This is a genomic window from Bartonella sp. WD16.2, from assembly GCF_002022505.1.
Lineage (GTDB): Bacteria > Pseudomonadota > Alphaproteobacteria > Rhizobiales > Rhizobiaceae > Bartonella.
In genome coordinates this window covers 1,656,745-1,670,866 of sequence record NZ_CP019781.1, presented here as the reverse complement: position 1 = coordinate 1,670,866, position 14,122 = coordinate 1,656,745, and the positions used below count along the sequence as shown (strand labels likewise).

Below are 14,122 nucleotides of genomic sequence, written 5' to 3'. Positions count from 1 at the left end.
TATGTGAGAATTTTCTCTATTCTTCATTTACAATAAAAGAAAAATAAGAAAGGTCGTCACATATGGCAGCTGAAATGAAACGTGTAGGGGCTGACGGTGGCATGGAATATTCTTTTGGTTTCACAAAAGTTGATGAAATGCAAAAACAGTCTATGGTCGATAATGTATTTCATTCTGTCGCGACAAACTATGACAAAATGAATGACATTATGTCTCTTGGACTGCACCGTGTGTGGAAAAATTCCATGGTTGCATGGCTCTCTCCGCCACCGATTCCTGGTTGGAAAATTCTTGATGTAGCTGGTGGTACCGGTGATATTGCTTTTCGTATTCTCAATGCTTCACGCAAACAAGTTCACGCTACAGTACTTGATATTAATAATTCGATGCTCAACATTGGTAAAGAGCGTGCGCATAAAAATGGTCTTGCTCCTTTTATTGATTTTATTGAAGCCAATGCAGAAGATCTTCCCTTTGAGGATCAAAGTTTTGATGCTTATACCATTGCTTTTGGAATTCGCAATGTGCCACATATTGATAAAGCTCTTAAACAAGCTTTTCGTGTTTTAAAACCGGGTGGGCGTTTTTTATGTTTAGAGTTTTCAAATGTCGAAATGCCTCTTCTTGATAAAGTTTATGACCTTTGGTCTTTTCATGCCATTCCCCAACTTGGTCAATTCATTACCGGTGATGGCGACGCTTACCGTTATTTGGTTGAATCCATTCGTAAATTTCCCAAACAAGATGATTTTGCCCATATGATTAGTCGTGCAGGTTTCTCGCGAGTATCTTATCGCAATCTCACCGGTGCTATTGCAGCATTACATTCAGGCTGGAAAATCTGAAAAATGGTACAAATTTCTGCTTATTTTCAACTTATGCGTGCAGGATGGATTTTAGCGCGTGAAGGTGTCCTTAGTGCTCTTCCCAGAGACGGTCTTCATGGTCCTCTGGCGACATGTCACCATATAGCAAGAATTTTAGCACGGCGTAAAACAAAAAAGAAGCACCGATCTGAAAATATGTCACACGCCATTAATAAGCTTGGTCCCTCTTATATTAAGCTTGGTCAATTTCTTGCCACCCGACCTGACATTGTAGGGCGTGATATTGCTAAAGATTTGGCACAGTTACAAGACTGTGTCCAAACATTTCCTTGTACTGCAGCTATTGCCCAAATTGAAAGTTCGCTAGGTCGTCCCATGAATGATTTATTCATAGACTTTTGCCCACCTATTGCTGCTGCTTCTGTTGCTCAAGTTCATCCAGCTGAATATTATGATGAAACAGGTCATAAAAAAAAATGTGCCGTTAAAGTTATTCGCCCTAATATTAGAACTCGTTTTGCTAAAGATCTTAAAAGTTTCTACCTTATTGCCCGTCTGCAAGAGCGTTATATTCCCGCTTCTCGACGTTTACGCCCTGTTCGTGTTGTTGAAACTTTGGCACAAACTACTCGTATTGAAATGGATCTACGCTTAGAAGCAGCTGCCCTATCAGAAATGGCTGAAAATATTCAAAATGATGTAGGTTTTCGGGTACCTTTAGTTGATTGGGAAAGAACAGGACGCGATGTTTTAACGATGGAATGGATTGATGGCATAAAAATGTCTAATATTCCAGCACTTAAAGAAGCAGGTTTTAATTTGAAAAATCTAGCAACTACGCTTATTCAATCTTTCCTTCGCCACACACTACGGGATGGTTTCTTTCATGCTGATATGCATCCTGGTAATTTATTTGTAGATCAACAAGGATGTATTGTTGCAGTTGATTTAGGAATTACAGGGCGGCTTAGTAAAAAAGAAAAATATTTCCTCGCTGAAATTCTTTATGGTTTTATTACTCGAGATTACTATCGGGTGGCACGTGCTCATTTTGAAGCAGGATATGTACCACCTCATCACAGTATTGAAAGTTTTGCTCAAGCCAACCGAGCTATTGGTGAACCTATTCACGGACAATCAGCACAAAGCATTTCCATGGCCAAATTACTCACACTTTTGTTTGAAGTTACTGAATTATTTGACATGAAAACTCGACCTGAACTTTTGCTGCTGCAAAAAACTATGATTGTTGTAGAAGGTGTAGCTCGCACATTGGACCCAGCTTTTAATATGTGGAAAGCCTCTGAACCAGTTGTTAAAGAATGGATTGGCAAAAATTTAGGACCTATGGGACTTATCCAAGATTTTAATGAGGGAGCACAAGCGCTGTTTTCGCTGGCACGTCAAACACCAAAATTAGTGAAAAACCTTCAGCGTATAGAAGAAAATCTCAGCAAAATAACAAAAACAGGACTGTATCTTTCCCCTCCCACCTTTAAGCAGTTTGTTTTCGAACAAAATCGTAACCACCATTATAGCCGTTATAATTTATTTATCACAACTCTTTGTCTCATTATTCTAGCCTTTTTTCTTTTTCATTTTTTCTCATTTACTTAATATGCTAAAAAGAATAAAGTTTATGAAATCATTGAAATCACTTTATTCCTTTGAAAGCATTTTATGGCCAGTATTACTATCCGTAATCTTTCACCTGAAGCCAAAGCAATGTTGCGTACACGAGCAGCACAAAATGGTGTTTCTATGGAAGAAGAAGCGCGTCGTTTGTTAAGTAATCCCACCACATTATCCACGCCATTATTACAAGCAAGTGCTATTGAAATGCAATCATTGCAATCAAAATCTGTGCTTCTCATTATCGGTGGTGGAATTGCTGCCTATAAAGCGCTTGATTTGATTCGTCGTTTACAAGAACGTGGAGCGCATTTGAACATTATTATGACAAAAGCGGCTCAAAAATTTATTACCCCTTTAGCAGCTGAAGCTCTGAATGGTGGCGCTGTATATAGCGATTTATTTTCACGTGAAAAAGATCATGATATTAGCCATATTCGGCTAGCACGTAGTGCTGATTTAATTATTTTAGCACCAGCTACTGCCGATCGTATTGCAAAAATGGCTGTTGGCATAGCAGATGATTTGACTGGTTGTGTGCTTTTAGCAGCACGTTGTCCACTTTTGATTGCGCCAGCTATGAATCCAGCTATGTGGGCTCATCCTGCAACTGTACGTAATGTCGCACAATTGCACGCCGATGGAGTTCATATAGTAGGACCAGAAAGTGGTAAAATGGCTGAACGAAATGAAATAGGTTATGGACGTATGAGCGAACCCTTAACCATTGTAGCCTCAGTAGAAACTCTTTTGAGGGAACAAGAAAAACCTCTTTCTGGTCGTCATTTCATTGTTACTTCTGGCCCCACGTACGAACCAATTGACCCGATACGTTATCTTGCCAATCGCTCCTCAGGCAAGCAAGGTCATGCAATTGCAACAGTTTTAGAACACTTGGGAGCTACAGTAACACTTATTTGCGGACCTGTTGATATTCCTGATCCACAAAACGTAAAAACCATTCACGTGGAAACGGCTTGTCAAATGTTAGAAGCTGTTCAAACTGCATTGCCTGCTGATGGTGCTATTTTTGTTGCTGCTGTTTGTGATTGGCGTAGTCAAACACAATTTTTACAAAAAATCAAAAAGGAAAACAACAAAATCCCACCATTTTTGCATATGGTCGAAAACCCTGATATTTTGGCAACTATCGGTCACGCCTCAAACCGCCCCCCACTTGTGATTGGTTTTGCTGCTGAAACATGTGACATTATTGTGAACGCACAAAAAAAATGTGTTCAAAAAGGAGCAGATTTCATTCTTGTAAACGATGTTTCTCCTCATACTGATGGAACAAGTGTAATGGGTGGAGATACAAACAAAATTTGTCTGGTTAGTAGAGAAACTGTTGAACAATGGCCATGTATGAGTAAACAACAAGTAGCTGAAAAATTAGCAAAGATTATTGTGTCATTTTTTCATTCTCTTTGTCCCACTGATTAAAAGAAGAAAGAGCTTATTGTTTCAATAAAATAAAAATTTTTAAAAGTTAATGACGCTTTAAAAACACAACATAAAATAAGAGATAAACTTTAATTAATACCAATTTACGCAAAACTATATGATTTACAAAACAGATCTTATATAAAACATTATTAATATGGGCATGATGCTATTTAATCTATCTCTTGTTTTCTATTCTTTTCTTCTTATCTATCGTTTATGATTTTTACTGCTATCTATCTGGCTCTAAAACGCCTTTTTACCCTGCAATATTGCACCATGATGTTGAAAATTTTGGGACTTACTTGTGTTGTTTTCATCATTATATGGCTATTCATACACAAGCTTTTTATGCCTTATCTTTGGCTTTGGATTACGCATTTTTTTCCCATATTAACAGATTGGATAGGATTATTAAAACTTAGCACATTAATCATTTTTAACTTTGGTCTAGCTTTCTTGGCGCCCTTTCTAATTGCTCCAACTACTGCTATAATTGGCAGTTTTTTCGTTGATGCCGCCGCTGAAATTATTGAAAAAGAAGATTATCCCAATGAACCTGTTGGACAAACTATGTCGTTTACGTCTTCGCTTATTCTCTCTTTAAAATTTGCTGTCATAAGCCTTTTAGGTAACGCAATTGCCTTTATTTTATTTTTCATACCAGGTGTTAATTTGATCGCTTTTTATGTTATTAATGGCTATATGTTAGGTCGTGAATATTTTTTGCTCTCTGCTTACCGTTTTCAATCCCAGAAAGAAGCCCATAATTTCTTACGCATCCATCATATGACAGTATTCTGGGCTGGTTTAGTGATTGCGTTTTTCGTTTCTATTCCCATTGTTAATTTAGTAACACCACTTTTTGCGGCTGCCTTTATGACATATTTATATAAAATGCTCCCCCATAATCACTCTACACTTATTACATTAAAATAATTTACACTCAACTAAATAATCGACCTACGAAAGAAGCATTTCATTCCAGAATTAATTTTATATTTAATATAATCTGACGATACTAAAAAATACAAAATTACATATTTAAAATATGATAATCTATTGAAATAATTAATTTTATTAATAAAACGTATTTATTCTATTGGTTTTATTTTTCTTATAAAGGCACTACTTAAGTTAGTAATACTTGTAATTGAGATTATCATGCCGCTTTTAAAGCCATATATTTATAAAATCACCCCATCATGTATTCATAAATTGAAGCAGATTTTTAAAAAATTCATTTTTATGGACAGTATTTTCCCATATAAATTTTTGCTCTCATTATTTATAAGTTATTATAATGCTATAGTATTAAAGTTCTTTTGGTTGAAAATTTACATTATTCGGTTGATAATTTAATTATTGTTGACTTATCACAAAAAATAGATGAAAAAATTTGCCTGCTAAAATGAATAATGAACTTTTATTTTAGCTATTAATATCTCAACAGCCAGTAACAAACAGATATCAAAATTTTGCAAAATAGTTTAAATTTTGTCTATTATATTTTTGCAGTAAATGTCACTAATCAAATATTAAAGGAAATATCTTCGATTACCAGAGTGACTTTATAGTTAAAGTGATAAAACAATACATCCTTACTTATTACAATAGGATTTAATATTCAAATAAATAAACAAGCAAACTATATTGCTAAAATTGTTAATAGATTTATTAAAGGAAATACTCTCAACTCATGCCATTGTTGCTTTATTAAATAAACAAGGGAAGCTAAAATGATATATTGAAAGCCAACACTGGTAAAAATAAAACAAATAGTTGATTAATCAGTCAAAAGAATCCGACTATTCAATCCCAATATGCCCTTAAGCCACATAAAGTGTATAACATCTAAAGGGAGATTACCAAATGAATTGGATTACAAATTATGTTCGTCCTAAAATTAATTCTATATTAGGTCGTCGCGAAATTCCAGATAATCTATGGATCAAAGATCCTACTAATGGTGAAATGGTATTTCATAAAGATTTAGAAGCTAATCAATATGTGAGTCCTTCTTCCGGTCATCACATGCGCATTAGTGCCAAAAATCGTCTCATGCATTTTTTTGATGATGGTGTTTATACATTACTTGAAAATCCAAAAGTTGTCACAGACCCATTAAAATTTCGCGATACAAAACGCTATACTGATCGGTTAAAAGAATATCGCTCCAAGCTTGGTGTTGATGATAATATTTTAAATGCACGAGGAACTATTGAAGGCTTACCAATTATTGCCACCGTTCAAGACTTTGCCTTTATGGGTGGATCACTTGGCATGGCTTCAGGGGAAGCTATTATCAAAGCTTTTCACACCGCCATTGAAGATAAATGTCCTTTGGTTCTTTTTGTTGCTTCTGGTGGAGCACGAATGCAAGAAGGAATATTGTCACTAATGCAAATGCCCCGCACAACAGTAGCAATTGAAATGATGAAAGAAGCAAAACTTCCCTATATTGTGGTTCTCACCAACCCTACCACTGGTGGTGTAACTGCTTCTTATGCTATGTTAGGAGATATCCACATTGCCGAACCTGGAGCTATGATTGGTTTTGCGGGGCCACGTGTTATTCAACAAACCATTCGCGAAACTTTGCCAGAAGGTTTCCAAAGTAGTGAATATCTACTTAATCATGGTATGATTGATATGGTTGTATCGCGCTTGGAAATGAAAACTACTATTGCGCGGCTTTTACGTTTGATGATGAAACACTCTGTACCTCAAAAACCTTCTTACCCACCATCTCAAGATCCTCAAACAGTATTTTCTGAAACAAATGCTGCTTAAATTATGAAAAAAAGCCGCACACAAAAAGTGATTGATGATTTACTGGAAAGCTATCCAAAAAAAATTGCTCCTTCTTTAGAACGTATTTTTCGTCTTTTAGAGTGTCTTGGCAACCCACATTTAAAGCTTGCACCCACTATTCACATTGCCGGAACAAATGGTAAAGGGTCTGCTGCAGCTATTTGTCGAGCTTTGTTGGAAAGTGCAGGCTACCATGTCCATGTATACAGCTCTCCTCATTTAGTGCATTGGAATGAACGCTGGCGACTAAGCGGTCAATTTGTCACAGATGACCAACTAGTCAAAACAATTCATCAAATTATAGAAGTGAACCGTAACGAACCAATCACTATTTTTGAAATTCTTACAGCAGTTGCTTTTATGTTGTTTAGCACAAATCCTGCCGATGCAATAATTGTAGAAGTTGGATTAGGAGGGCGTTTTGACGCTACCAATGTAATTAAAAAACCAGCTGTATCCCTTATTATGCCCATTGACTATGATCATGAAACCTTTCTTGGTAACACTATTGAAAAAATCGCTTTTGAAAAGGGGAGGATTATTAAACAGACTGTTCCTGTGGTCATTGGCAAGCAAAATTATGATATAACTCATTCTATTTTAAGTACCCTTGCTGAAAAAAATAAAGCACCTTATTTTATTTTTAATCAGGATTATCAAAGTTATGAAGAATATGGACGTATGGTATTTCAAAATAATCAAGGTTTAATGGATCTACCACTTCCCAATCTTATCGGTGCTCATCAAATTGCTAATGCTGGTGCTTCTATCGAAGCAATCTATCAAGCAGGATTTCAACTTTCAGAACAAACAATAAGCAAAGCTTTACGCAATCTTTACTGGCCAGCACGAATGCAACATCTCACCCATGGACGATTAGTTGATCAACTTCCTCTGAGTACTGATTTATGGCTAGATGGTGGCCATAATCCTGCTGCTGGAAAGGTTGTTGCAGCGCAACTTAAACAATGGAAAAAAAAATCAAACCGTCCTATTATTATGATTGCCAGTATGCTTAAAACTAAAGACACTATTGGTTATTTTCGCCCTTTATCCAATATCGTAGATAAAGTTTATACGATCCCACTAAATTCCAATAATGCAAGCGTCTGTCCTATAATTTTAGCCCAATCAGCTCAAAAAGTAGGACTTATTGCTAGCCCACAAGCTAATCTACAAGCTGTTTTTCACAAAATTAGTTTAGAACATAAAGATGCAATTATCTTTATTGGTGGCTCTCTCTATTTTGCAGGTGATATTTTACGTGACAATGAAACACCGCCATGCTAAAAATTTTCCTTCATAGAGCTTTAATGAATAGAATTTTTTATTATGAAACTTGATTGCACTCTTTATCAACATCCTAAACTTATCACTGTTTTCGGTGGATCAGGTTTTGTAGGACGACATATCGTTGAAACTTTAACTAAACAGGGGTATCGCGTTCGTATTGCTGTTCGTTATCCGCAAAAAGCTTACTATATGTTACAGGTCGGCGAAGTGGGCCAAATCCAAATGCTTGCAGCTGATGTTAAAAACCGTGCTTGTGTTGCCCGTGCATTGCTAGGAGCAGACGGTGCAATTTTTCTTCCCGGAAGCTTAACACAAGCAAGCCAGTCGAATTTTCAAAATGCACAAATTGATGGCGCAAAAAATGTTGCAGAATTATCAGCTCAAGCGAATATTCCACTCATTCATATGTCCACACTCATCGCCAATGATGAAAACACCTCATGTTCTTATGCTCATGCTAAATTTACAAGTGAACAAATTGTGCGTGATAGCCATCCTCAAGCAATTATTATGCGCCCATCGGTTATTTTTGGGCCGGAAGATTGTTTTTTTAATACCTTAGCAAATTTATCTCGCTTTTCGCCTATTGTACCACTTTTTGGTGGTGGACAAAGCAAATTTCAACCTGTTTATGTTGGTGATATCGCTGAATTTGTTACACGCGCTTTGGAAGGAAAGGTTGCTTCTGGAAAAAGTTATGATCTTGGTGGACCTTTAGTTATGACATTTCAGAACATCGTTGAAAATGTACTAAAAATCATTCACCGCAAGAAAATAATTTTATCTATGCCTCTTTCTACTGGTCTTTTTATTGGAAATATTTTAGGAAATATCGGTAAAATACCCTTATTGCCAGAACTTATGACTGCTGATCAAATACGCTTTCTACAAATAAACAATATTGTCTCTCAAGAGGCTATTAAAAATGGACAGACTTTAGAAGGAGTCGGAATTACTCCTAAAACAATGAGCGCTATTTTACCCAGTTATCTATGGCGGTTTCGTCCTCAAGGGCAGTTTTCTAAAGGTTTATCAGCTTAATGCCATTTTTTTGTGCTTAAATTGGATTAATGCTTACACTTAAAAATAGATATACTGCTGCTCAAATTTATATTTATATGGCATTTTTCAGAGAATATAATTTCATAAATAAATTCTTTGGCCTCTCTTTACAATATTAAAACCACCGTAGACTATGAATGTTTTATTTTATCAATAGAATTTACGATATTTTTTATTGCCTGTTGCGGGTATCATCATTCAACATATCAATATATTGCCTATAAGCACAGGCTCATGAAAATTTAAAAAAGATTTTTTATATAAATATATAAAGAAATCTTTATATATGCGTGCATTTTTTAATCTTCTTTAATCACTTTGAACAAAATAATTTTAAAGAAACAAAAATGATAGCTATGTTATCATAGGATATCTAACTTGCTGTTTATAGCTAGCAAAAAATTTGGTATTTTTTGTCAACAATGGAAATATTCAATCTAATGATTTGCCGTAAAAAATTTTCTTCTAACTAACTTTTAAGTGAGGCATATGTTTCTTGTATAGAAAACTATAAAATAAAGTAACCGTTTTACCTAAATATTATAATGAAAAAGTTGTATACCTTTATCTTCATCGGTTAGAAATAAAATCAAATGTTCTATCGGAAGATATAAGTTATCTATATTGGAGTTGCCTACAAAAACCTTATAACCCAAACCATCACCTTTATTAGAACATTTCCCTGGTTAAAAAAGGAGATGCATCGTGCACAACTTTGGTGACTATACCTCCAAAGAAAAAACTCAAAAAATCATTCAAATTTATACCTGTATTTTTTGCTTCTTATTCTTTTTTCTCCATTACCAGCTGTTGCTCAATCGTTAGCATTCCCCTCTCTTTCTACCTTCACTTGGCCAGATAGTTCATGGCTTATTTTAGCACTTTTTGGGGGTATTTCTTGTACCTCACCACTCATATGTATAGCGGTTATTATGGCTATAAAAAGAGCTTCATGGAAACCGTTGAAAATGATTCAGGCAGATTTTTTTGAAAAGCTTAAATATTATGAGTGGCTTTTTGAAGAAACAGGGCAGTGCCTTCTGATTTGGGAAAATCCAACAGCCTTACCGCATATAGTTGGTAATATTTCTGCATTACAAAAAATGGAAATTAACCAGAAAAATTTTCAATGTTTTGGGCGTTGGCTTGAAGAATCATCTCTAAGACAACTTGATCAAGCACTGATTCAATTGCGCTGTAATGGTTGTCCCTTTGAACTTTCTATTACTACGACAAATAAAACATTGTTGCAAGTTACAGGTGTCATCGCAGGAACAGCGGCTATTGCGCGTTTTCAAGATATTTCACCTCAGCAAAGTGAAAACATTCGTTTACAGGAAAATATCGCCGAATTACTTAAAGAACTGAACCTACAACGTAACCTTCTTGATCATATTCAAGAACCGGTGTGGATCCAAGATTGTGAAGGGAAAATCTGTTTTATTAATCGCGCTTTTCGAGAAATAACAAGCTTTCAAGAAAGCAGCAATCATATAACTGACCTTTTCAATGAAACCACACAGCGTAAAACAGATGAAGCAGAAACAGTTTTTCAAGAACACGTTCATACAGTTATTGATGGAGAACGGCACCACTTTCACCTCACCCGTGTCACAACAGCAGAAGGGATGGCAGCTTTCGCCCGTGATGATAGTGCATATGAAAATCTTACCAAAGAAATGAGACGAATTCTTCAAAACCATTGTGAAACACTCGACCAAATTTCAACAGCTGTGGCAATTTTTGATACTCATCAAAAGTTAAAATTCTGCAATCATGCCTTTAAAGTTTTATGGCCGCTGGAAAATTCTTTTTTAGAAAGTGAACCAAGTCATTCATTGCTTCTTGAACAGTTGCGTGAAAAAGGACTGCTTGGTGAACATCCTGATTGGCGTGCATGGAAAGAAGAGCTTTTTAAAGCTTACCAGCAAATAGAATCGGACCAACAAATTTGGAATCTTCCCGATGGACGTACAGTACGCGTTATTGCTAGCCCTCATCCACAAGGAGGTGTTACTTGGTTTTACGAAAATCTTACTGAAAAAATTGATCTTGAGCGACGTTATAATACATTAATCAAAATACAAGGTGAAACACTTGATAAACTTTCCGAAGGTGTAGTGGTTTTTGGAACTGATGGACGCCTTCGTTTATCAAATCCAGCCCTATCAAAATTGTGGTCTTTACCTTATAATTTACTAGTAGAAGGAACCCACATTACACAATTACAAACCCATTGTTCAACTTTAACAGTAGGACAAGAATGGGAACAATTTACTAAATTCATCACTGGTTTTGCTGAAAAACGTGATGCATATTCAGGTCGCATAGACTTAAAAAATGGAACGATTATTGATTATACATTGGTACCATTGCCTAACGGACAAATAATGCTAACGTTTGTTAATGTTACCGATAGTGTTCATATTGCGCGCGCACTACAAGAAAGGAATGAAGCTCTAGAAAGTGCTGATCGTTTACGCAATGAATTTGTCCAACATGTTTCTTATGAATTACGTACACCTCTTACCAATATTATTGGATTTTCTGACATTTTACGCGACCAAATTTTTGGCTCTATCAATGAACGCCAACGTGAATACCTTGGCCATATCCAATCAGAGTCAAATGCCCTTTTGAACATTGTTAATGATATTCTTGACCTTGCGACTCTTGATGCAGGCATTATGGAATTGGACATTAAACCAGTTAACATTACCGATGCTATGGCACAAGCAGTTGCCCGAGTAGAAGAACATCTTAATGGGCGCTATATCACATTTTCACAACAGATTTCTTCTTCTTTAAATTTTATTTTGGCTGATGCAACACGTTTGCACCAAATTTTTGTTAATATACTCAGTAATGCTGTTAATTTTGCAACGGAAGAAAGCACGATTGAATTTTGTGCAAATAAACAAAGAGACAATATTGTTTTCAGTGTCCATAATGAAGGATCTGATATCCCAACTGATATTCTGGATCGTATTTTCAAACGTTTTTCTTCTCGTCCTCATCATGGTGGACGTGCAGGAGCGGGTCTTGGCCTCTCTCTTGTTAAAAGTTTCGTTGAACTCCATGGTGGACATGTTAAAATTTTAACCGGTACGGGCCAAGGGACAACAGTTAAGTGCTTTTTTCCAGTGCAAAAAGAGGATATAATTTCTTAATCTTACTTTTAGTTATTATAACAATTTTTTTCTATAAATTTCATGGAATTCTTTATGAATTTTAGTTTTTTTCTCGAAAATGAAGAAGCAACTAAACTTTTTGCGCAAGATTTAGCCCTTGCCTTAAAACCAGGCGACCTTGTAACACTCCAAGGCAATCTTGGGGCAGGAAAATCAACACTTGCCCGCTCACTTATCCGTGCACTTGCTAACGATAACACATTGGATGTCCCCAGTCCTACTTTTACTCTTGTTCAAGATTATCAGCTTCCACAGTTTGAAGTTATCCATGCTGATTTTTACCGCCTTTCTATGGTAGAAGAAATTGACGAATTAGGGCTTCATGAAGCACGTGAACAAAGTGTTTTATTGATAGAATGGCCAGAAAAAGGAGCAGATCTTTTAGGGCCTGCTACCTTTGCTATCACCTTACAACACGAAAATTGTGGACGTTACATCACTGTTGCATCAGCAGCACATTCTGCCAAGCGTCTGCAACATTCTTTTGCCATTCGTTCCTTCCTAACAACTCATGGCCGTGGTCATGTCCATCGTTATTTTTTAGCAAGTGATGCTTCAGCACGTTCCTATGAACTTTTAGATGATGGTCACCATCAAGAAGTTCTCATGGATGCAGCAATTATGCAAACAACACATGATGTCAATTCCTCTTATTCAGAAATAACACATCTTGCAAAGGATATCCGTCAATTTGTAGGGATAAGTCGGCTTATTTCGGATAATGGATTTTCTGCTCCTCGTATTTTTGTTGAAGATTTTGAAAAAGGCTTCTTAATTTTAGAAGATCTAGGGCGTGAAGGACTTTTAGATCAAACAGGCAATCCTATAGAAGAACGTTATCTTGCTTGTAGTGAATTATTGGCAACTTTCCACCAAAAGTCATGGCCTTCAGAAAAACAATTTGCGACATTTTTGCTTCAAATTCCCTATTATGATTACCAAACTATGCAAGCAGAGCTTTCTTTACTGCTGGACTGGTATATACCTTTTCAAAAACAAAAATCTTTAAATGAAAAACAACGTAAAGCTTTTTTTACCTGTTGGCACCCTTATCTTGACATGTTAACTCAAGGAGAAAATACCTTTGTTATGCGCGATTATCATTCGCCTAACATTCTTTGGCGCGCTCATAAAAAAGGAATTGATCGTATTGGTCTTATTGATTTTCAGGATGGTTTGAAAGGTCCAACAGTTTATGATCTTGTTTCTTTAGCACAAGATGCACGTTGCTATATTTCACCAACATTGGAAGCAAAAATTCTCGATGCTTATTGCAATGCACGTCGTCAAGCACCACGATCTTTTAATGAAGACAAATTGCGTAAACTTTATGCGCTTGCTGGTGCTCAACGGATTTCAAAAATTTTAGGAATTTTTATACGGCTTCATCAACAAGATGGAAAATCATCTTACCTTAAACATTTACCCTACCTTCAAGATTATCTTGCCCGTAATCTTTCACACCCAACTCTTGCTGATTTACAAAGCTTTTATCAAGAAATGGGCATACTTGCAGATACACTGTAGATATATTCAGCTATTGAGCGCATTATCATATGTTTCGTACATGCTTTATGAGTAGGAAATAATTCATGAGATTTAAGCTGAAATGTTATTAAACTATCTTTTTTAAAACAAAATCGTTTTCTTATTTTTAAAGTGCAGATCTCTTCCTGATAATTACAATTTTTTTCTTCATACGATGGGATATTATTATAATTTAAACCCCTATAGATCCATTTCTTTAAATTGTTACATGCCACAACACTATAAAACAAAGTATAATTGATTGTAACTATTGATCCTCAAAATAAACTTTCTTCAGCAATTTTAGCTAATTCCAAAGTAGCTATCAATAAC

General features: G+C 35.8%; 8 protein-coding genes and 1 pseudogene. All 9 read left to right on the top strand.

Annotated elements, in window-relative coordinates; genetic code table 11:
- Positions 1-62 precede the first annotated feature (62 nt).
- The 9 genes and pseudogenes from ubiE to tsaE all read left to right on the top strand — a co-directional run bounded on the left by ubiE (position 63) and on the right by tsaE (position 13,789).
- Positions 63-845 carry a bifunctional demethylmenaquinone methyltransferase/2-methoxy-6-polyprenyl-1,4-benzoquinol methylase UbiE gene (ubiE, locus tag BWD162_RS07305; RefSeq protein WP_078706042.1) on the top strand — a complete coding sequence of 261 codons (783 nt, stop codon included), beginning with the start codon at positions 63-65 and terminating at the stop codon, positions 843-845.
- A 3-nt stretch (positions 846-848) separates the two neighbouring features.
- Entirely contained in the window at positions 849-2,444 is a 1,596-nt protein-coding gene (gene ubiB / locus BWD162_RS07300; RefSeq protein ID WP_078706041.1) for a 2-polyprenylphenol 6-hydroxylase, read from the top strand.
- Between the two features lie 63 nt (positions 2,445-2,507).
- Positions 2,508-3,902 carry a bifunctional phosphopantothenoylcysteine decarboxylase/phosphopantothenate--cysteine ligase CoaBC gene (gene coaBC / locus BWD162_RS07295; protein WP_078706040.1) on the top strand — a complete coding sequence of 465 codons (1,395 nt, stop codon included), beginning with the start codon at positions 2,508-2,510 and terminating at the stop codon, positions 3,900-3,902.
- A gap of 219 nt (positions 3,903-4,121) precedes the next feature.
- Positions 4,122-4,841 carry a sulfate transporter family protein gene (locus BWD162_RS07290; protein ID WP_078706039.1) on the top strand — a complete coding sequence of 240 codons (720 nt, stop codon included), beginning with the start codon at positions 4,122-4,124 and terminating at the stop codon, positions 4,839-4,841.
- A 933-nt stretch (positions 4,842-5,774) separates the two neighbouring features.
- A complete protein-coding gene (gene accD / locus BWD162_RS07285) occupies positions 5,775-6,695 on the top strand; it encodes an acetyl-CoA carboxylase, carboxyltransferase subunit beta (protein ID WP_078706038.1) in 921 nt (306 codons plus the stop codon).
- A 3-nt stretch (positions 6,696-6,698) separates the two neighbouring features.
- Complete coding sequence (locus BWD162_RS07280) at positions 6,699-8,006, top strand: bifunctional folylpolyglutamate synthase/dihydrofolate synthase (protein ID WP_078706037.1); 1,308 nt, start codon at positions 6,699-6,701, stop codon at positions 8,004-8,006.
- Between the two features lie 42 nt (positions 8,007-8,048).
- A complete protein-coding gene (locus BWD162_RS07275; protein ID WP_078706036.1) occupies positions 8,049-9,050 on the top strand; it encodes a complex I NDUFA9 subunit family protein in 1,002 nt (333 codons plus the stop codon).
- Positions 9,051-9,776: 726 nt separating this feature from the next.
- Positions 9,777-12,241 (top strand): annotated as a pseudogene (locus BWD162_RS07270) (PAS-domain containing protein).
- 54 nt (positions 12,242-12,295) lie between these two features.
- The gene (gene tsaE / locus BWD162_RS07265; protein WP_078706035.1) at positions 12,296-13,789 is read left to right on the top strand and encodes a tRNA (adenosine(37)-N6)-threonylcarbamoyltransferase complex ATPase subunit type 1 TsaE; all 1,494 of its coding nucleotides are present in this window, start codon (positions 12,296-12,298) and stop codon (positions 13,787-13,789) included.
- Positions 13,790-14,122: the final 333 nt, after the last annotated feature.

Excerpts from the sequence above, each read along its gene's own strand:
- ubiE (WP_078706042.1), top strand. The coding sequence starts at position 63 with ATGGCAGCTGAAATGAAACGTGTAGGGGCTGACGGTGGCATGGAATAT.
- ubiB (WP_078706041.1), top strand. The coding sequence starts at position 849 with ATGGTACAAATTTCTGCTTATTTTCAACTTATGCGTGCAGGATGGATT.
- coaBC (WP_078706040.1), top strand. The coding sequence starts at position 2,508 with ATGGCCAGTATTACTATCCGTAATCTTTCACCTGAAGCCAAAGCAATG.
- BWD162_RS07290 (WP_078706039.1), top strand. The coding sequence starts at position 4,122 with ATGATTTTTACTGCTATCTATCTGGCTCTAAAACGCCTTTTTACCCTG.
- accD (WP_078706038.1), top strand. The coding sequence starts at position 5,775 with ATGAATTGGATTACAAATTATGTTCGTCCTAAAATTAATTCTATATTA.
- BWD162_RS07280 (WP_078706037.1), top strand. The coding sequence starts at position 6,699 with ATGAAAAAAAGCCGCACACAAAAAGTGATTGATGATTTACTGGAAAGC.
- BWD162_RS07275 (WP_078706036.1), top strand. The coding sequence starts at position 8,049 with ATGAAACTTGATTGCACTCTTTATCAACATCCTAAACTTATCACTGTT.
- tsaE (WP_078706035.1), top strand. The coding sequence starts at position 12,296 with ATGAATTTTAGTTTTTTTCTCGAAAATGAAGAAGCAACTAAACTTTTT.